This is a genomic window from Lactobacillus sp. ESL0703, from assembly GCF_029433435.1.
Classification (GTDB): domain Bacteria; phylum Bacillota; class Bacilli; order Lactobacillales; family Lactobacillaceae; genus Lactobacillus.
Map to the genome: position 1 here is coordinate 522,027 of NZ_JAQTIB010000001.1, position 19,149 is coordinate 541,175.

Sequence of the window (19,149 nt, forward strand, 5' to 3'; positions counted from 1 at the left end):
TCACCTACAAATCCACTTTTTCCACATATTCCTTAATATTATTCTTTTTTAAATTAGTCCTTACTAAGAATGCTTCATTAATTAAATTGTCAACTTTCGACTCAGTCTCTAAAAAGTCTGCTTTATCAATTATATAAGATAAAACACAGGATTCTACTTCGAAAACACAAGTTGGACCAGTAAAAAAAACAATTCTTACATGGTTTGTATTTCCATCTAATCTAATTTCATAGCAATTAGACCGCTTTTTTAGTTTTTTAATTATTTTAGCTTCTCTCACATTACTATGCTCAAGACGTAAAGAAATAGATATAAATTTTTCGCCTATGGATGAGGTTTCTAATTCTTTTATTTCATCTGCATTATCCAAGCTTAAAAAATGCATCTTTCTAATAATGATAAAAAAATATTCTTGGAACCAACTTCCATCAAGATATTCAGTTAAATTATTTATGAGCAAACAGTCATTATTCTCAATTTCTTCAACAAATATTTTCTTTTTAGTACCATCTTTAAGAGTGAATAAAACCTCTCTAGCTCTAAATTTAGCTAAAATATCTGTAAATTTCATTTTATTTGGATCCATGATAACCTCCCTTCACATAATTATCAGGCATCATCGGCGTAATATGTGCACCTTTTTTACTATAACTAATACGACCTTTTTTCGTTGGATGACGTTTACCTTTATTATCAACCCAATAACCAATGTAATATGTGGCTTTAAAATACGCTTGATGTCGACTAAATCTCTTAATTCCATATTTCTTAAGTAATTCATTAGTTTCTTCAAACAAAACTGTTAATTCACTAACTGGCTTCTTACGTCCTTTAGCATAATTTTCATATTCTGGTGTATCTTTTACATGCTTATTATACGTTTCAATGTTAAGCTCATTCCAGTCATACTTACCATTCTTTTTTGGCTCAACATGCACTGCTCTGTTTTCAATTTGAGTGTTTGCATCATCAACAAATTGCTTCCTTTGACGTATAATTAGCCAGCTGAGCAATTGTTTGTGCCTGTGTTAAATCATCTTCAACCTGCGTTCTCGTCCATGTCTGCGTGATTTTACGCCCTTCTGGATTAGATAAATGCAGATAGTTCATAATTGCTCTGACTAACTCGTTAATTGCATCCCGAAAATGTGTTTCAGTGTTTGCTGCCTTCATCTCCAAGTGTGAATACAGCATCTTAATTGCTACGCCTGAAGCATTAGTTGATTCAAACTTAGCAGGATCAACACCTTGACCATACAGAAAAATATCTTCACGCGTAATTTTCAGGGCATCATCTCGGGCTTCAGTTGGTATGTCGATTGTTAACTTATCAACGCCTGATTTATCGCCAGTTCCGATGTTGTCTAACTTAATAGCTTTATGAACTTTCAAATTATTTTCAAATTTGTCAATATCTTCACCGCCATAATTAGTCAGCACCAGAATAACTTCTTGCACATCATCTAAGTCATTGATAAAGCCGTTGTAAATATCGTCATAGGCATCAATCAAACCTTTATACTTTAAAAGGTCTGGCTGCTCAAACTTATTTTTAGGAAACGCAATAAACGGAACACGACCCAAGTCATGCTTATACACATTACTTTGACCAGTTTCATAGCCAGCTGTCATGTCATAGCTAGTAAAACAGTTATACGGTTCCAGTTCATACTTATCAGTACCATTCGTTTGTTTAAAAGCTTGGCACTCTTTATCTGTCCAATATTCATGAACATTAAAGTATTCACCTTTTTCTTCGTCAAACTGACGATAGCTACGCAATACTGCCAGCAACTTACGATTAAGTTCAGTTGACCAAATTGGTGTTATTTGACTAGGTTCAATCACGCCATACCTGAAATTACCATCTTCATCAACCCAGTAATGTAACCATGCAATACCAGCATTGGCTGCATCAATTACTAACTGATTGAGCGTCAAATTGAAGTTATCGCCAAGTACGTCACTTACCCTATTGCTATCCTGCTGACTGCCTACATCAATCTGGGGTGCCACTGTAGCTACATAACCAGCTTCTTGATTAACAAGTAGCTGGTGGAAATTGGAACTGACACGATTATCCGCATGTCTTAGCGGCTCGTCCTTACCGTCTTTATTCGTCTTAGATTTGCCATTATTCTTATTAGTAATGTCATTCTGAGTCTTGTAATAGCGTAACGATTTCTCATAATTGTTAGTAAAACTCGCTATTTCTTTTGATTTAGCTTTTAGCCCTGCATCGCTTTTATTTCCATGGCACGAAACCTCCCTTCACCATTTGTCTACGCATTCCATATCTAACAGCATCAATTGTATGGTCATTGCCATCAGGGTAATTTTCAATCAAGTTACCCATGCCATCACGCTCGTATTCATAACCCTTAAATTCTCTAGCAGCATTCGGACAAGTCACAGGATCAATGACAATCTCACTCAATCCTTGCAGCCATTTATAAGTAAATTCACGACTTCCTTTGCCTTTCGGCGCGCCTACAACGTTAAGACCCAGTCTGCGCAATTCAGCAATCGTATTTGGCTCGGCTGCATCTGCTGAAATAAGTCTATGTCCAACGCCTGTATGCTTAATTCTTTCAGTAGCTTCATTGTTCATTAATCGACGCTGATAAATTTCATTAAGTAATAATATACGTCGCCTATTAGGCTCATAAGCAATATCAATATAAGCAGTAGGATCGTTAGTAAAACCGAAGTCCATACCATGATAAATACTTTCAAAGTTATCGCGTTCCTGTTGAGTAATCTGACGAATAGTCAGATTGTCAAATACTTCTGCACCTGTACCAGTTACTTCGCCCAAATACTCATGCTGGTAGGCTTTTTCGTTATCAAGCTTAAGTTGTTCAGCGTCAGCAATAAACTCTTTACCCAGTCATTCTTTTGGTACACTACGGTAATCAGATGAATGTACCAACGTATCAGAACGTAAGCTTTGCTGCTCTGTTGCTTCATTGACCCAATTACGCTGACTAGCAGGTGGGTTATAGCTGCTAAACGTAACAATGCCAGAACCACCTCTGTTTAAAGATTGGTTGATGTTACGAATTTCTTCCATACCTTTGAAGTCTGATATTTCTTCAAAGTGCTTAAATTTTGTGTAACCGTGTCTAAACTTCTGCGACTTAATCTTTTGCGGTTTGTCAGCTCCTTTGAAGCGAATTTGCTGACCTGTTGGCAAATAAGTTAGCTGCATTGGACTAGTTGAACTTGCCCAGTAATCTGCAACGCCTAGCTTATCAATTGCCCAGAGATATTGGTCAAATACTGAATCACGCAACGTTGCAGCAACCTTTCTGATTACCACTGCATTCGCTTCTGGGTCTTGCATCATGCCCAGAACAATTACAAGCGAAACAAAAGAGGACTTGGTTGAACCACGTCCTCCCTTTAGCCAATAATTAGCATAGCGATGATGTTTTACATCTTGATAGACACTAAAAAAGGATGGTGCAATCAAGCTAGATAATCTAACCATCTTCTTCACTATCCTTTGGAATATCGTCAATTATTTGTACTGGACTTGCAATTCTAGCATTCATATCATGCTTCTCTGTCCACATTGCTGAACGTTTGCCCAGCAATTCAGCTGCTTTAATCCTATCTCTAGCACCGACTTTAGCATCTTTAAAAATGCCTTTAGCTGTTGCTACATCTTCTGTTTGCTCGCCTCGCATCACAGATGACAAATACTCAAGTATTTCTTGTTGATCAGCAACTTTACTATCTGATATTTCTTTCATCCGTTTTTCTAAGTAATTAGCAATTTCAACTTTTTTCAGGTTTTCTTGTCCAATTGAGTAAGCTGCTCGTTTCGAATAACCTGCTTTAATTGCTGCTTCCGTAGCATTACCCGACTTAATGTATTCATCTGCGAATTTCTGTTGTTTTACTGTTAAGCTCAAGCATTACCACCTTCTTTCTAAATATCTTATTTAACTATATGCAATCCTGTATATTCAGTATCACTAATTTTATCACCATTATTAATTCCTAAAAAAACACATATCTTACTAAAAGTTATTCCTGTATCTTCAGAAATATTTCTAACATAATTGCTAACATTAATCGACAAATAATTTAAAGCACTTGATAAAAACGTAGGTTTTTCTACTGGAATTTCATCATCATACGGTTCTTTATGCCTTAACCCATTTCTAGAAATAGTCTGCCTTAAATATAAAGCTTGTTGGTCGGAAATCAGACCAATTTCATTGCCACGATAAATTAAAGCTTGTATAGAAACTAACCAGTGAAGTTTTAATTCTTTTAAATGCTCCATGTTAGTAGCATACATATCTGTTGCTAATCCCTCCTCTGGCATTAGCAATGCACCGGCAAAATGTTGAGCTTCAGACTCAATAGCTTTATGGTTACTCGAATCATCAATATCATTTTTAGAATAATTTGAGTGCAGAAGAATATGTCCTAGTTCATGCGCTATGTTAAATCTTACTCTAACACTAGATGATATTTTTGAATTTATTAAGATATAAAAGTGATTATTATATCTTACAGTAAGTGCATCAATTCCTTCATCATCCAAGTCAATAAAACAAACTCTGATACCCATTCTTTCAACCAATAATGTCATATTGGATATAGGTCCATTTCCCAATTTAAAATCATACCGAACAGAATTAGCAATAGAATCTATTTTCCAATAATCTAATATTTTAAATTCATTACTTGTATTTGCATATTCAGGAAGTTCAAAATAGCTTAATCCATATTCCAAACTAATTTTGGTCTCTAAATATATGAAAAGGCGAGCTTTTTGGACAGCTTGCCTTTGCTTTCTTTTAGTCACAACAGATTTTTTTCTGAAAAATTGTGCCTCATCAAGTTCTGGAATGCTATCAGTATTTAACAAAAATTCATGTGAAACATCAAATATTTTAGACACTTCAAGGACTGTTTTAAAATCTATTTTTCTTTTATTATGTTCTAATTGTGAAACGTTGGCTGACGTAACATTTAACTTACTTGCCAAATCTTTTACTGTCATACCATGTAGTTCTCGTAAAAAAGTAAGACGAGAACCATCTACTGCTTCTCTAATAGTCTTCACTTTCCCCATGATTTTTTCCTAACTAATTAACTTTTCTGTTTATTTTCTATGAATAACCCAAAATCATCTTTATTGAATTTAGATATTTCGTTAGTAACTGTACTAATCTCTTCACGTTCAATATCTGTATAACGCTCAAAAACGCTTGAAATGTTTTCTTTTGTAACCCATTTACCCTTAGAATCTGGAATTCCTAAAACAACAAACTGAGGTTCTTCGCTTTGATAGCCATGCGTTAATTCAAAATACAATTTTAGCATACTTGTATCAGCAATAGAAGAATTTGTATCAAACAAACTCAATTGATTATTATATTTATATCTTAAGTTTGTTCTAAATCTAGCATTTCGACTACTTACATTAGTGTCACTAACTTGATTAATAGTTAAAATTGCTCTGTCATCTGACGAAAAAAGTCTTAAATTACTACCTGTTTGCTTATAGTTTTCTACATATTTCGGAGTAAACGATAACGCACCCTGTTTACAAGCTTTAATTATCATAAATTCTACAGCAAGATTTTTCAATTCTGGTTTAACATTCCTATTTCTAAGATAATCTAGCTTTAATAACTCACTTAAAAAAGTATTTTGATCCTTAGTTAATTCAATAATTTGTTTATATCCTATATATGTGCATTTGTTTAAAATAGCTTTATCAACATGATTAAAATATTCATCTACTAATTCACTAGCTGATTTAGTATCATCAAAATCAATTTTCATTTAAGAACCTCTTTCTGTGAATTTTATTCACAAGTAAAAACTAATAATTATCTTAAAAATAATGCTAAAAATCGCTTATTTATTATGTTATATCATATAATTAACAGTTTTACAATTTTTAAATAATTTATTAACAATGTGATTTTTTCACTAATAATTAAAATAATCTGGCTTAATATAAAAATTCATTCTTACAAATATCCATAGCTATTAAAGATATAAAGTGCTACAGAATTGTAATTTGCCTAGATCCATTACCCTACGCTGTGATCAAAGTTGAAATAGTTCTAATCAGTAAAACCGATAGCGGTTATAGGAATCGAACCTATATAAGAGACCGTCACCGCTAACCAATATACAGGAGGAAATGCTCCGTTAAAACTGGTGTCGAAAATTCAGGTATTATCCGCTGCCTAATCTTTCGACAATACTAATATAGCATGATTTATAGTCACACAATTTGCTCTAAAATTCCTCTGAATGTTGTTTTTTAAAAATTCTTAATTCAATAAAATTATCATCATCAACACCATTCTGATTCTCATAATAATGATACTTATTAGCAAATTCGATTAACGCTTTGGGCTTTAATCGCTTATAATAGCGAGTTTTCTCATAAGGTAGTAACTGCATCGTCTGCTCTACTGAATTACGCTTTATAAATAATGATACAAGGATTATTTTACTAATTGACGAACAATGATAAATTGTTTGATGAATAGCTCGCATAATGCGGTCAATCTCAATTGCTTCAAGTAAATTATCTTCACGCGAGTTGATTGTATTAGGACTTTTAGGCATGCTAGACCATTTAGAACTAGCTAAATCAGGCAATAAATATCCTGTTTGCTCAATAAACTGTGGTAATTTGTAATCTAAAAAGTTTTCAGTTTTATCAGCTGTTTTCTTTTCATCAAGCTCGCGAAAGAATTGCATTGAATTACCCCTTTACAAAAATTTCTGTATCATTGCCATTTATCATGTACTTGCCACTGATTGGAATATCACACCAGTGGAATTTCTTAACCGTAATTTCGCCATGTGTTCTGCGTTTGGCAGCTTCAGTTGAACGTGCCTTGATATTCCAATATGCAAGATTGGATAGACTAGACAAGTAAACATCCTGATATTGATAAATGAACGGCAACCGCAGCCGTAAATGATAATGGTCAATAATTAAATTAACTGTCTGCCGTGCATGTCCAGCTATACTTGCTGTTTCACCAATTGAATAGCCATCTTTAATTAATTTGACAATTCGATCGTCATAAAAATGCGGTCTATATTTATACGGGCAGACTTTCCTAGGATTGCGTTGCTTACGAACTTTAGCGCCTGTCTCATGATGCAATTCAATCATTAACGGATTACTGTCCGGAATATCCAGCGTTCCATATTTTGCTTCAATTTCATGAATCAAGTCATAAGGAATTGTCATAATTTGTCACCGAAATAATATTGGAAATGTTGATTAAGATTTTGCCCAAGGAAACATCAGTTAACAGGATAAAAGTATTTTCATCGCATTCATAAACTTCTTTACGGAATTCATCCATTGTTTCCTTAACTTGATAAGATGTCCTACCATCATTTAAACGGACTACTGAATTAATATCCATATCCAATTAGATCTCCTTTCACAATTGCAATTGCTTCTTCAGGACTGCGAGCAATACCGTGACAAATGCCGCGATCAGTAAGCATCTTATGAAATCTAAGTTGATCAGATCCAGGCTTACCAATCTTAGATTTAACTTCGATAAAGAATGGCTTATTCAGATTGTCATACCCAAATAAATCAGGAAATCCCTTTGGCAGTCCTGTATCAAACCAACGACCATTCTGCATTAAAACCTTGCCAACATTTACACGAAAGCATAGATAATGCCGCTGTGAGAATGCTAAGCGAATTGTATTTTGAATATCATGTTCTGTCATGTTTAACACCTCAATTCATCTAAACTGATACTTAGCGCATCAGCAATTTTACATACTTTACTAAAATTGGGTTCTTGCCCAGAAAATTTATATTTTTTCAACGTTTCATAATTTACATCGGATTCCTCAGCTAGTTTTGCTAAAGACCAATGCTTTTTATTTAAAATAATTTGTATTTTGTTCCACAACATCATGTGTCCTTTTGTGTATAATAATACATAGTATCTATATATTGTGCTTTTTATCTGAAAGGAAAATATGAATAAAGAAAATAATATCAATTCATTAACAAACTTAGACAATTCATTTAACTATACTAATCTCAATAATCATTTCTTAGCTGCTAAAAGTGTCTTACCATATGACTATTGGGACAAAGAACTTATTAGACCTTTTAAAAAATTACAAACAAATTTTGCAAAATCAAACCCGTATCTGAAAGAATTTCAATCAGTTAATTCAAAATTAAATATTTCAAATTATTCATTAGCTGCCAATTATTCAATTAAAAATACTCTTATTTACCCTGATAAGATGTCGGCACTATCACGTTCCATTGCTATGGGCTCATATAAATCAGCGCAACTTACCCAAAATTATGTAAATTTATATGTAGCACCTGAAATTCACGCCTCAATTGATAAATGGACATCAATGTATATAAATTCAATTAAAAATGCCAATATAATTACTACAGTCCCTAAAGATCTATTTCAAACTATAGGAGCACAACAAATACAATCCTTAGCGAATACTTTTTGTAATCAAGATTTCAGAATTCCTAACATGGTTTCAGAAATACTTGATAAAACCGAAACCTTAACTCAGTCTAATAATGATATCGATAATTCAAAAGCAGAAAATCTTTATATAAATGAACCGTATCAAAATGACATAGAAGAAATTACATTTCCAAGTTCTCGTTCTCTGGGTTTAGTAAAAGCCTTATTTTCTGCTTATAAATCCAACAAGGACGCACAGTTTACAACTAAAGTTTCTATGAATGGTAAAAACATTACCTTTGCTGATTTTATATACTCTCATCCAAAAGCAATTCAAAACATTGTATATATTTGTTTGTTAATGAAAGATTTTGTAACTGGGCCAATAGAAGATACAGTGGCTATTATTGGTTTCTTTAACTGGTTATTAAGCTTATTTCATTGATTTTTATCATTTTTTCTATAAAAATATAGCAATATCTAATTAACTAACATTGTTAGAAACACCAACGTAATAATTACTACTAGTCCACCACATATCATATATATTGTTGGCAAAATTATTTTTAATTGCTGATCAAAGACTAATTTCATAATTACCAACCAGTCAGCTAGAAAACTATTATTGTTATCCATTAAATTGATTTATAAAATACTATGGTTAAACGATTTTAATATGGAGTAAATCCGTCATAGTCCATTATTAACCCGTTATTATTTATTTGATTTTGCTTTTAGTCAGGATATTGGTTATTTATTAGTTCCAGCTGATGAAGACTTCAGTTCTTTTGCTAATAAAACCAAAAAGCTCATCATTATCAACACTAACTGGAAAAATAAGGCTGAGTTGCCTTTCATTATTGGTCATGAAATTGGGCATTTAGTGGACGGAGATCAAGGTATTTCATGCTATTGCGGTACTTCTCTTACATCTAAGGAACGCCATGCTGACCTTTAATCACTTAATTTAATTTTTAATTACGCTGCTAAGCAATATGATTGCTATGAAGAACCCAGCCAATTTATGCAGACCTATGGTATTCCAACAAGAATGTACGATGATGTAGTGAATTTGTTTAGAAACAATAATGATTTGTTTTTTTGATTCTAAAGTAAGCGGTATTATTCATAATTAATCTTTGCTAAAATTACTTAAATTTTAGACAAAAAATGCAGATCATTGCTGATCTGCATTCGAATTTATTATTCTACGAAGTCTTTAACTATTTTATATTTACTAAAATCTTTCTCAGTTTCAAATTCTAATTGATTAGTTTGTTTCTTACTCCAATTGTCGATACTAATTGGTTGAGTATCAACTACAACTCCTTTATTATTTAGGAGTTTAACATTAATTGAAAAAGTCTTAAAACTATAATCAGTAATGTTCTTTACATTTGCATCATAAGTTTTTAAGCCATCTTCGTTTTTAGATAATTTAAACTTAATATGCTTAATTAATGTAGAAATTTGTTGATCCCTTTTAGTTTTATTCTCAACACTGGATCCATTTCGTGTAATTTCAGTCCAATAACTATCATATTTAGAATCAAAAGATAATTTATGAATTTTATTGATTTTAATTAAAACATCTGTACGCTTATTGTAACTATTGCTCCATTTTACAGGAAAACTTGAATCACTATAACTACTAATTGCAGCTTTTTGCTGATGCAAAGCATTTATATACTCCAAAGCTTCTTCATGCAAATTGTCATTCTTAAACTTCTTGTTTTTATAATCTTCAACTGAATCCAGCTCTTCATTAACCATTTTGGTATATTCAGATCGTTTTATGTTGGAAGTATCTTTGATTGTATCTGTATAGTTCCACCTATTTTGTAAGCCTTGTTCTAATGCAGAAATAAAATCTGAATCATAATATTTAACAGCTTTTTTCTTACTACTACAGCCTGCAACAGCCAGCATCAGTGGTATAAGAAGCATAATAGCAAAGTATTTAATTTTTTTCATTTCTATCTCCTTAATATAAATATTGCGCTTTCATTAATAATTGTATTAAATTAAGAATAAAAATAAAAGATAAATTTGTCCACGGCGCCAATGACGATAAACCTATGGCTGCTTTAAAACCAAAAAAGCTCTCAAGAACGAAAGTTTGGCGACCCTGTTCTTGAGAGCTATAAATGTAGTAAACAAAAGATGCTGATACAGTATCGGTGTCTTTTGTCTATTCAATTTTATCATAATAAGGAGGATTTTGTTATGCCACGTAGGACAAATAAACAAATTAAAGAATATACTTTAAAATCTGGCAAGAAAAAATGGAAATTCCAAGCATATATTGGCTTGGATGAAAACGGTAAGCAAATATGCGTCACCAGACAAGGCTTCAATACATATAACGAAGCTGCTTCTGAGCTGACCAAGCTAAAAGCAAAAGGAATTGAAAAGTCGTATCAACGACCAAATCAAATAAAATTTGATGAAATTTATGAGCTTTGGTTTGAAAATTATAAAGACCAAGTTAAAGAATCAACTGCAAATAAACTTCTAATAATGTATCGTAATCACATTAAGCCTGTATTTGGAAATAAATACATGGATAAGGTACAGGTTAAAACAATTCAACGTTTTGCCGATAAAAAAGCAAAAGAAATTGTTAAATATAAGGATGTTGTCAGACAAGTAGGTATTTTATACGAATATGCCATCAGGCTTGGATATGTAAAAGAAAATCCTGTTAAGCGAATAATCATGCCAAAGAGAACGGCTCGACCGCGGCGAGATATAAAACACAATGTGTACACACGTAAAGAACTAGAAGAATTTTTAGTAACTGCCAAAAATTATAGCATTCGGCCATACACTTACTTTTATCTTCTTTCAACAACTGGATTACGTAAATCTGAAGCTTTGGCTTTAACATGGAATGATGTTGATCTTGTAGGCGATAAAATATCAATCACTAAGACCCTATCATATGGTTATGACAATAAACTGATTGTCCAATCGCCAAAAAGCGAAATGTCTAATCGCGTCGTGCCTATTTCTACAAAGTTAAAACAAGTATTACTAGAATTTCAAAATTACGAGCGCAAACAAGCCCTTATTTCTAACAAACTATTTCATACGTCACTTGGAAAATATTTGACACTCAGTAAACCAGATCAGTGGTTAAGGGCAATTTATAAAACAAACCCCAAATTAAAAAAGATAACAATTCATGGCTTCCGTCACACTTTTGCTACTTTGCTAATTAGTGAAACCAATGTTAAGCCTAAAACAGTTCAAATGCTAATGGGACATGAAACAATTGCCATGACAATGAATATTTATACCCATATTAACAACTCCAACAGAAAAGATGCCATTAGCTCAATCAAGACTTTAAATATTTAATCATGTGGAATTACTTTAAAACTAAAAGAAGCCTTGATTTATCAAGGCTTCTTTTGCATATAGTGGAGATGAGGGGAATTGAACCCCTGTCCAAACGCATTCCGTCACTGACCTCTACGATCATAGTTATATTACTTGAACTTCGCTAGTCCAAAACGCCATATAACAGGGCTAGGATGAACTAGCTAACCTGCTTAGGACTCTTTTTAACTATTCAGATGAGGTAGTTAAACGTAACTCACTAATTTGATACCTATTACTAGACGTGAGTAATCCAATACTAGGCAAGGCATAAGCGCTAAATTAAGCAGCTAATGCGTAAGAATTTTCTTTATTTGCAGTTAAAGTTCTGTGACGTTTTAATGTAGACGTGACCTACAAACCGCAGTCAATGCGAATCTACGCCTGTCGAATCCCAAAACATCCCCTTGAGACTCTCTAATTATAGCATAATTCACATCGACATACGATTAAAAAAGTTCAATTAATTAGTTCAAGTGAGCTAAACGAACAACATCACGTTCAATCATCAATTCTTCGTCAGTCGGGATAATCATTGCCTTAACCTTTGAGCCGTCTTTAGAGATGAACTTCTCACCATTGGACTTGTTAGCTTCAAAGTCAGGGTCCAAACCGATAAATTCAAAGGCCTTCATGACATTTTCACGAACGCTGCTATCATGTTCACCAACACCAGCAGTGAAGACAATTGCATCAACACCGCCCATTTCAGCAACGTAAGAACCAACATATTGAACTACACGATCAATAAAGATTTCACGAGCTAGACCAGCCTTATTGTCAGCATTATTTTCCAAGTCACGCATATCTGAAGAAATTTCAGAAATACCAAGTAAACCTGACTTGTCATTCAAAATGCTAATCATTTGGTTAATATCAATGTTGTCTTTGTTCATAATGTATTGCAAAACTGAAGGATCAACATCACCTGAACGTGTACCCATTGTAATACCTGCAATTGGTGTAAAGCCCATTGAAGTATCATAAGACTTACCGTTCTTAACTGCAGTAACTGAAGCACCTGAACCTAAGTGACAAACAACCATCTTCAAATCTTTAGCATCTTTGCCAAGCATTTCGGCGGCACGACCAACAATGTAACGAACTGAAGTACCGTGAGCACCGTACTTACGAACGCCATATTCTTGGTAATATTTATAAGGAATTGAGTACATGTAGTGTACTGGATCCAAAGTTTGGTGGAATGAGGTATCAAAAACAGCAACTTCTGGTACTTCTGGGAGCAATTTCATGAATGCCTCAATTCCCTTACCTTCAGCTGGGTTGTGTAAAGGTGCGTATTCCTTCAAGTCATAAATAGTTTGTAATTTATCCTTGTCGACAATAACTGAGTCAGAGAATGCTTCCCCACCAGCAACAACACGGTGACCAACACCAACAATTTCGCTTAAGTCGTCAATTACTTTGTATTCTTCCAATGCTTTAAGCAATAAGTTTACAGCAGTTTCTTGATCTGGAATAGCTACTTCTTCCTTATGCTTTTCACCATTAGCTAATTTGATTTCAAATGATGAACCATCAATCCCTACACGATCAGCAAGACCTTCTGCTAATACGTTTTCTTCTGGTAAAGCAAACAACTTATACTTAAAAGAAGAACTACCTGAGTTAATTGCTAAAACTTTTTTCATAAATAAAATTCCTCCATACATGTAACTTTGTAATTTTTCACAAATTAATGAATGTTATTAGTATACCACTCATTTAGCTTGACATTAAGCTTAATTAGCTCTTCTTGCTCCTTAATTGAGTCTAACTTTGTGAGCAAGACCTCGCTGCTGCTAATTTCTGTACCATGATTTTGAAATACCAGGATTGACTTTTGGTTAAATTTATTCTGAAACATCTTGTCAGGCAGTTCTACAATTGCCCGCAAAAAGACCTTCTCGGCAAGCCACGGCATAAAGTCTGCCCCTACCTTACCAGAAAGAATTGATTTCGGCACAACTAAAAAGGCATAACCACCAGGCTGCAGATTTTTAATAATTTGCTCAATAAACAAAAGATGCGCAAAAGAATGACCCTTTTCAGCCTTTGTTGCAAAATTAGCGGCATTATCATCAATTGGATAATAACCAATTGGCAAATCGCTGACTACTGCTTCTGGATTCTCAATTAGCCACGGACTAAGAGCATCTTGGCAATACAAGTCAATCTTAATGCCATTCAAATGGGCACCAACATCCGCGAAGTTTAGCACTTCTTCATCATTATCAATGCCAACTAATTCATAATTTAGCTTAGAATGATTAGCCATTCTTAACTGATTAATGACTTCATAAAGTAAACTACCAGTACCGACAGCTGGATCAACAACCGTCAATTTCTTATCCGTCGGCAGTAATTTTTTCATTAGCATTGCAATAATTGTCGCAATTGCTGGAGGCGTCGGCATCTGATTAACATCCAGCTCATCCTCATTAATTGCTTTCAATACCAAATAAGTAAAGATTTGTACCTTATCCTTTTGGGCCAAATGCTCGTAATCCAATGCCGCATATTTTTGGCTTAACTTGGCAACAGTCTCCTTGTCAGGAGCTCCCATCTCCACCTTAATCTTACCCGTTTCAAGATTATCAAAGGTTTCAGTTAGAGCCTCACCAAAAGAAACATTTAAGGCATCCTGTAAACAATTAACACAGTCCAAAAATTTATTAAAAAGTTCTTCAATTTTATCCATGCTTAATTCCCCTTATCTACTACCATTTTAATAGAAACAAGGTTATTGGTGCAAGCAAATCAATTGTTGACTAGATATTCAATTAATAACAAGTCATTTTTCATACTTACTCGATAAACTTCTTGATAAAATTGCAAAAATAATAGACAAGTAGTCAATACCAAGACACTGCTAAGTAATGCACTCGCCTTAACTTTTGGCTTTTTTAGTTTGTTCATTTTTTGTCTTCTTTTCCGGTTGTTTGGCCAATTTAAAATATAATTCTGACTTGCGGCCATCATCTTCTGTCACGTTGATTCTAAGCTGCCCCGAACGGGTAACAAAATTAGCTTGACTAATATTTAATAAGAGCGGCATATGTCCACCTTCTGGAGTTGTTGCCCGAATCATATTCTTATAAAAAGTTAACAAATAAATCGTTTCGCTATTATCTTGGTTTACTTTTACAATTTGTGCCTTTTTTGAAGTGGAATTTGCCACGTCAACATAGGCCAATTTAGTATGGCGATCATGTAAAAAGCGATTAAATTGGACATAAGAAAAGACTACATCATCAGTACGGTGCTCCGCCTTATTGGCCAAAGTCATGCTTTTTAACAAATTTTGCAGCATCAAGACAACTAATAATGTTATCAAAACGGCAAACACAGCTTCAGCTAGCATAAAGCCCCTATTTTTTAACTTCATAAGTCTTTTTATCCGTTGTATCATAGACACTTGTTGCTCCTGCTGGTTGATAAATTCGATCATGGACCATGATTTTACTTAAATTATTTTCTTTCAATGCGTGCCAAGCATAAGCACGATCAGTCTTTAACTCGATTTGACGTTCAGTTACTCGACTGGCACCCACAATTAGTGCAATCATTGACACACCCATTATCGCCAAAACAAGTGCCACCATACTTTCTGCCAGTAAAAAGCCGTTTAAGCAAAATTTATTCATCAATTGCCCGTCCCCACTGCATTTGTATCTTTATTTTTTGTGAATGGTGACCATCATTAATAGTAATCGTTTGTGGGGCTAACATGCCGTTAGCCGTAATCACGGTTCTGCCATGTAAACCAAAAACAGTAATTGTTGGTGCAATTTGTATCTGTTGCGAAAAGCCACTGCCAATAAAGACAATTTTCTTTGTTTGCGGCTGATACATCATTGTAACTGCCTCATGCTTAATTATACTAAACCGTGCTGCTTGCTCGATAGAACTCTTAACTTCCTTGGCAGTGTTATTCAAAATCAGTTGTTCACGATATGAAGTAATTTCAACAGTTCCAAGCATCACTAGGCTTAACGCAATCGCTAAGCACACAATCATTTCAACTAAGGTAAAGCCACCTAATTTTACTTTAATTGCCCTTTTCAACCACACCATTAGTTACCGTATAATTTTTTGACTTGTCCAGCTGATTTTTGGTCAAATAACCATCTTCAAACATATTCTGGAAAGTAATATCTTTGCCCTTCCTGTCCTTGTCTTCCTCATAAAGGTCAGCCTGCGTTTGCAGTGTTGTTTTAAAAGCATCTTCGGTTCGCTCAGCCGCGCTCTGTTTTTGCCTAGTCAAATTAGGCGCGATAATTAAAAGCAGCAGCACAATAATGGCAATAACCACGACCATTTCAATTAACGTGAAGCCCTGCATCTTACGTGATTTGGCTAGAATATTCAATAAATATTGTTTAAACTTTTTCTTCATTATAGATAGCTCCTTAAATCTGCTGCATCATTGCGTACATAGGCAGCAACAATTTTAGATACATCCCGATAATGCACAATCCAATCAAAATAAAGCAGACTGGTTGAACATTAACAATTAACTTTTCGATTTTACTAGTTAAGTCAGTAAACAAAGTCTGCCCCAGTAGCAGGCAGCTTTTACCCAAATCGCCCTTAGTTGAACCTGTCTCAAGTAAGATTACTAATTCGTTCGGTAAAAATATCTCCTGCTTAATAATTTGCGATAAGTTCTTGCCCTTAGCCAATTGCCGGTTCACCTTAACCCCAATAAAGTGTTGCAGTGACCCTGGTTCCTGATTAGCCGCATACTGACACATCTTTTGCAGTGAAAAGCCACTGGCAACCAGCAAACCAATATCATAAACCAGTAAATAATTGACGTATAATTTGACCGCCGAGCCAATAATCGGGTAATGCGTTAATCTTTTTAGTGAATGATAATCTTGCTTACGCAAAAGTGTTAAAACCTGCGCAAAATAATATAGAAACAATAATCCCAGTCCCAGTAAACCAACCAGCATTACATCTCCTGTATGCTCATTAGAAGACACAAATTGGTTTGAGACAAAAGTCTGCATAAAGACAAGCAAACCAATCATCATTACAGCTAACACGATTGGATAGGACATTTCTGTTTTTAACTTTTTAATTTGTTCATTTTTTAAACGATTTAAGGTAGCCAGTTGTGATAAGCAGTCAAGCAAATTTCCTTGCTCCATTGCCAGGTCAACTTGCACCGCAATTGTTTTGCTAAAACCTAAATGCCACATTTCCTGCCCCAAATCAGCACCCAAAGTCATTCTTTGGCTCAAATTAGCTAATACTTTTCGGCGTTTGGGCCATAAAATTGGCATTAATTCCAAACTTGTATTAAGGGCAAAACCATTAGCAAGACTATTTTGTAAATAATCAAGAAAAGCCAGTTGTTCTTGTCCCGTCAGCTTATCCTTCTTGAAATTGTTCATATATCGACGCACTAATTTCACCTCGCTGCTTTAATTTCATTAAATTATCTGCCCAACTTACAAAATTACCACGTTGGCTTTGACAGATACTGTCTTGCAGAACTTGTCCGCTGGCAATATCAAGTAAGCATGAAAAGCCGTTTTTGGTCGGGAGCAACCGCTGATAAGAAACGGCAGTTAGGCAGTTACTCAACTCATTTTGATTAATCTGCAGGCTTTCTAATCGCGAAATTGTCTGCAATGTACTCTTAGCATGAACAGTTGCGAAAACTAGGTGTCCACTCAATGCCGCATCAACTGCTAGTCGTGCTGTTTGGGCATTACGAATTTCCCCAATAATTAGAATATCGGGTCGGTGGCGTAAGGCTGCCTCCAATAAACGAGCATAACTAATCTCTGCTTCATCATTAACCTGCGTCTGCAAAAAGGCTGGTTGGTGAATTTCAACAGGATCTTCAATTGTCATCACCATTTGCTTTTGACCAACAGCTTGCGCCAATTTATACATCGTAGTCGTCTTACCAGAACCAGTTGGTCCACTAGTAACAACCAATCCGCGCCTTTTTGTTAAGCTTTTTAATTGTTCGATTTGCTCAGGCAAAAAATACTGTCCTGCCTGTACCTGATAAATAATTCGCAATACCAAAGATTCACAACCACCAAAGTCGCCAACACTCGATAAACGCAAATAATATTTTTTGTCCTGATAATCATACGTTAATGCGCCAACTTGTGGCCGGCGGTGTTCCGCAATATCCATTTGCGCACCGTATTTGAGGTAGTTAATAATCTCCCTGCCTTCATTCAGAGTGAATTTTGCCTGCTCATTAATGCCTGTTATTGTCCGCGAATTAACCAGCATTTCTTGACCACGTGCCAAAAAGAACATATCACTGGCATGATTAGCAATTGCTTCTTCAATCAAACAGGTAACTGTTTCTTTAATCCGCATAAAAAACCTCCTTTGCGTGTGCTCTATTATCTACATACGTAAAAGAGGTTGAAATTTTTTTGTAAACAAAAAATCACTCAAAAAATTGAGTGATTAATTATTAGTCTATAGCTGGCCTAGTCTTCATCAGCAGCGGCAGTATAAACATTTTGCACATCGTCATCGTCTTCTAAGGCGTCAACAAGGTTGGCAAATTGTTCTTTTTTGTCTTCTGGGACTGGTGTAGTATTCTCAGGAATCATCGTTAACTCAGCGTTAGCAAGCTTGTAGCCTGCCTTTTCCAAAGCATCACGAACTTGTGCCAATTGCTTAGGATCAGTATAAATCTCGTAAGCTTCATCGCTTGTTTGCAAATCATCGCCACCAGCATCCATGACATCAAGTAACATTTGATCTTCATCAGCATCGGTAGTTGTCCGGTCAATTGCAATATAACCTTTACGGTTGAACATGTAAGCAACTGAACCAGTAGCACCAAGTGAACCGCCATTACGCGTAAAAGCAACACGAACTGAAGAAGCAGTTCGGTTCTTGTTATCAGTCAAAGCTTCAACAAAGACAGCAACACCACCTGGTGCGTAACCTTCATAAGTAATCTCATCGTAATGCTCATCTGAATTACCGTCAGCCTTCTTGATTGCGCGGTCAATGTTAGCCTTAGGCATGTTGTTAGCATGAGCTTTATCCATTACCATCCGCAAGTTAGGATTCCCTGAGGGGTCAGGACCACCATTCTTTGCAGCCATATATATCTCACGAGATAGTTTTTGGAAAATTTTACCTCTCTTAGCGTCTTGCGCATTCTTGCGGCCTTGAATATTGTGCCATTTTGAATGTCCTGACATAAGAATCCTTCTTTCTTTATTTGTAGTTATTAACGATAATAATCTTAACTCACAGCAGCACAAAATTCAATACTAGCAGCAATTTCAGCTGA

The 19,149-nt window shown here is 34.8% G+C and carries 25 protein-coding genes, 1 other RNA gene and 1 pseudogene; 2 read left to right on the top strand and 25 right to left on the bottom strand.

Going from position 1 to position 19,149, the window contains the following annotated elements:
• Window positions 1–4: 4 nt before the first annotated feature.
• From PT278_RS02340 to PT278_RS02400, 13 genes and pseudogenes are all read right to left on the bottom strand, one after another.
• On the bottom strand, window positions 5–586 hold the full coding sequence (locus PT278_RS02340; protein WP_277129876.1) for a hypothetical protein: 582 nt from the start codon (window positions 584–586) through the stop codon (window positions 5–7).
• The gene (locus PT278_RS02345; RefSeq protein WP_277129970.1) at window positions 573–938 is read right to left on the bottom strand and encodes a polymorphic toxin type 50 domain-containing protein; all 366 of its coding nucleotides are present in this window, start codon (window positions 936–938) and stop codon (window positions 573–575) included. Before PT278_RS02345 ends, PT278_RS02340 begins: the two co-directional genes overlap by 14 nt.
• A 37-nt stretch (window positions 939–975) precedes the next feature.
• Window positions 976–2,211, bottom strand: a pseudogene (locus tag PT278_RS02350) (phage portal protein); the annotation flags it as partial.
• Between the two features lie 34 nt (window positions 2,212–2,245).
• Window positions 2,246–2,818: a terminase large subunit gene (locus PT278_RS02355; protein ID WP_277129879.1), complete on the bottom strand. Its 573-nt coding sequence runs from the start codon at window positions 2,816–2,818 to the stop codon at window positions 2,246–2,248.
• A 72-nt stretch (window positions 2,819–2,890) separates the two neighbouring features.
• Window positions 2,891–3,493: a phage terminase large subunit gene (locus tag PT278_RS02360; protein ID WP_277129882.1), complete on the bottom strand. Its 603-nt coding sequence runs from the start codon at window positions 3,491–3,493 to the stop codon at window positions 2,891–2,893.
• Complete coding sequence (locus tag PT278_RS02365; RefSeq protein ID WP_277129885.1) at window positions 3,486–3,920, bottom strand: terminase small subunit; 435 nt, start codon at window positions 3,918–3,920, stop codon at window positions 3,486–3,488. The genes PT278_RS02360 and PT278_RS02365 overlap by 8 nt, the downstream gene beginning before the upstream one ends.
• A 26-nt stretch (window positions 3,921–3,946) precedes the next feature.
• Window positions 3,947–5,095 carry an XRE family transcriptional regulator gene (locus PT278_RS02370; RefSeq protein WP_277129887.1) on the bottom strand — a complete coding sequence of 383 codons (1,149 nt, stop codon included), beginning with the start codon at window positions 5,093–5,095 and terminating at the stop codon, window positions 3,947–3,949.
• Window positions 5,096–5,112: 17 nt separating this feature from the next.
• Window positions 5,113–5,811, bottom strand: a complete 699-nt coding sequence (locus PT278_RS02375) for a hypothetical protein (protein WP_277129889.1) — start codon at window positions 5,809–5,811, stop codon at window positions 5,113–5,115.
• A gap of 465 nt (window positions 5,812–6,276) precedes the next feature.
• On the bottom strand, window positions 6,277–6,747 hold the full coding sequence (locus PT278_RS02380; protein WP_277129890.1) for an ArpU family phage packaging/lysis transcriptional regulator: 471 nt from the start codon (window positions 6,745–6,747) through the stop codon (window positions 6,277–6,279).
• A gap of 4 nt (window positions 6,748–6,751) precedes the next feature.
• Entirely contained in the window at window positions 6,752–7,249 is a 498-nt protein-coding gene (locus PT278_RS02385; RefSeq protein WP_277129892.1) for a hypothetical protein, read from the bottom strand.
• Window positions 7,233–7,430 (bottom strand): hypothetical protein, encoded by a 198-nt coding sequence (locus PT278_RS02390; protein ID WP_277129895.1) that lies wholly within the window; start codon window positions 7,428–7,430, stop codon window positions 7,233–7,235. The genes PT278_RS02385 and PT278_RS02390 overlap by 17 nt, the downstream gene beginning before the upstream one ends.
• Window positions 7,420–7,749 carry a VRR-NUC domain-containing protein gene (locus tag PT278_RS02395; protein ID WP_277129898.1) on the bottom strand — a complete coding sequence of 110 codons (330 nt, stop codon included), beginning with the start codon at window positions 7,747–7,749 and terminating at the stop codon, window positions 7,420–7,422. Before PT278_RS02395 ends, PT278_RS02390 begins: the two co-directional genes overlap by 11 nt.
• Window positions 7,750–7,751: 2 nt before the next feature.
• Complete coding sequence (locus tag PT278_RS02400; protein WP_277129901.1) at window positions 7,752–7,943, bottom strand: helix-turn-helix transcriptional regulator; 192 nt, start codon at window positions 7,941–7,943, stop codon at window positions 7,752–7,754.
• 64 nt (window positions 7,944–8,007) lie between these two features.
• On the opposite strand from PT278_RS02400, the gene PT278_RS02405 reads away from it, so the two are divergent.
• A complete protein-coding gene (locus PT278_RS02405) occupies window positions 8,008–8,916 on the top strand; it encodes a hypothetical protein (protein ID WP_277129904.1) in 909 nt (302 codons plus the stop codon).
• A 758-nt stretch (window positions 8,917–9,674) separates the two neighbouring features.
• Here the strand turns inward: PT278_RS02405 and PT278_RS02410 are convergent.
• Window positions 9,675–10,445 carry an FxLYD domain-containing protein gene (locus tag PT278_RS02410; protein WP_277129905.1) on the bottom strand — a complete coding sequence of 257 codons (771 nt, stop codon included), beginning with the start codon at window positions 10,443–10,445 and terminating at the stop codon, window positions 9,675–9,677.
• A 252-nt stretch (window positions 10,446–10,697) separates the two neighbouring features.
• On the opposite strand from PT278_RS02410, the gene PT278_RS02415 reads away from it, so the two are divergent.
• Complete coding sequence (locus PT278_RS02415) at window positions 10,698–11,834, top strand: site-specific integrase (protein WP_277129908.1); 1,137 nt, start codon at window positions 10,698–10,700, stop codon at window positions 11,832–11,834.
• 60 nt (window positions 11,835–11,894) lie between these two features.
• Here PT278_RS02415 and ssrA read toward each other — a convergent pair.
• The 11 genes from ssrA to PT278_RS02470 form a co-directional block, all read right to left on the bottom strand.
• Window positions 11,895–12,262, bottom strand: a transfer-messenger RNA (tmRNA) gene (gene ssrA, locus PT278_RS02420).
• Window positions 12,263–12,322: 60 nt separating this feature from the next.
• Complete coding sequence (locus PT278_RS02425; RefSeq protein WP_277129910.1) at window positions 12,323–13,507, bottom strand: acetate kinase; 1,185 nt, start codon at window positions 13,505–13,507, stop codon at window positions 12,323–12,325.
• A 44-nt stretch (window positions 13,508–13,551) separates the two neighbouring features.
• A complete protein-coding gene (locus PT278_RS02430; RefSeq protein ID WP_277129912.1) occupies window positions 13,552–14,556 on the bottom strand; it encodes a class I SAM-dependent methyltransferase in 1,005 nt (334 codons plus the stop codon).
• Window positions 14,557–14,615: 59 nt separating this feature from the next.
• Window positions 14,616–14,774, bottom strand: a complete 159-nt coding sequence (locus PT278_RS02435) for a hypothetical protein (protein ID WP_277129913.1) — start codon at window positions 14,772–14,774, stop codon at window positions 14,616–14,618.
• Window positions 14,746–15,243, bottom strand: coding sequence for a ComGF family competence protein (locus tag PT278_RS02440; RefSeq protein WP_277129914.1), 498 nt, complete (start codon window positions 15,241–15,243; stop codon window positions 14,746–14,748). The genes PT278_RS02435 and PT278_RS02440 overlap by 29 nt, the downstream gene beginning before the upstream one ends.
• Window positions 15,227–15,502, bottom strand: a complete 276-nt coding sequence (locus PT278_RS02445) for a hypothetical protein (RefSeq protein ID WP_277129915.1) — start codon at window positions 15,500–15,502, stop codon at window positions 15,227–15,229. The genes PT278_RS02440 and PT278_RS02445 overlap by 17 nt, the downstream gene beginning before the upstream one ends.
• A complete protein-coding gene (locus PT278_RS02450) occupies window positions 15,495–15,932 on the bottom strand; it encodes a prepilin-type N-terminal cleavage/methylation domain-containing protein (protein ID WP_277129916.1) in 438 nt (145 codons plus the stop codon). The genes PT278_RS02445 and PT278_RS02450 overlap by 8 nt, the downstream gene beginning before the upstream one ends.
• Window positions 15,907–16,254 carry a competence type IV pilus major pilin ComGC gene (gene comGC, locus PT278_RS02455; RefSeq protein ID WP_277129917.1) on the bottom strand — a complete coding sequence of 116 codons (348 nt, stop codon included), beginning with the start codon at window positions 16,252–16,254 and terminating at the stop codon, window positions 15,907–15,909. Before comGC ends, PT278_RS02450 begins: the two co-directional genes overlap by 26 nt.
• Before the next feature lie 13 nt (window positions 16,255–16,267).
• Window positions 16,268–17,260 (bottom strand): type II secretion system F family protein, encoded by a 993-nt coding sequence (locus PT278_RS02460; protein ID WP_277129972.1) that lies wholly within the window; start codon window positions 17,258–17,260, stop codon window positions 16,268–16,270.
• The gene (comGA, locus tag PT278_RS02465) at window positions 17,238–18,212 is read right to left on the bottom strand and encodes a competence type IV pilus ATPase ComGA (RefSeq protein WP_277129918.1); all 975 of its coding nucleotides are present in this window, start codon (window positions 18,210–18,212) and stop codon (window positions 17,238–17,240) included. The genes PT278_RS02460 and comGA overlap by 23 nt, the downstream gene beginning before the upstream one ends.
• A 116-nt stretch (window positions 18,213–18,328) precedes the next feature.
• Entirely contained in the window at window positions 18,329–19,057 is a 729-nt protein-coding gene (locus tag PT278_RS02470) for a YebC/PmpR family DNA-binding transcriptional regulator (RefSeq protein WP_277129920.1), read from the bottom strand.
• Window positions 19,058–19,149: the final 92 nt, after the last annotated feature.